This is a genomic window from Psychrobacter sp. CAL346-MNA-CIBAN-0220, assembly GCF_040309805.1.
GTDB lineage: Bacteria > Pseudomonadota > Gammaproteobacteria > Pseudomonadales > Moraxellaceae > Psychrobacter.
In genome coordinates this window covers 1-239 of the sequence record NZ_JBEOPF010000698.1, presented here as the reverse complement: position 1 = coordinate 239, position 239 = coordinate 1, and the positions used below count along the sequence as shown (strand labels likewise).

The window sequence follows — 239 nt, the reverse complement described above, 5'->3', positions numbered from 1 at the left end:
GACCTTTGAGCATCAAATAGGGCAATGGTCACTTTTAAATGGGCTTAGCTATAGCGATTCTAAATTTATAAGCGAATCGAGTGATGCTGAACTCGCCCCTAGCAGGCAGCTTTATTTTACTGATGGCGAAACCTTAAGTCGGCAACATAACGAGCGTGATTTTCAAACTAAAAACATCTCAGCGCGCACTGAGCTAAGTGGTAGCGTTACTGCTGCTGGGTTTACCCATCACTTATTAA

At 43.1% G+C, this 239-nt stretch carries 1 protein-coding gene; it reads left to right on the top strand.

What is annotated here, in order from left to right; all coding sequences use genetic code 11:
- Nucleotides 1-239: hypothetical protein (locus AAEY88_RS15365; RefSeq protein WP_350563781.1), on the top strand; the 239-nt coding region annotated here is incomplete at both ends.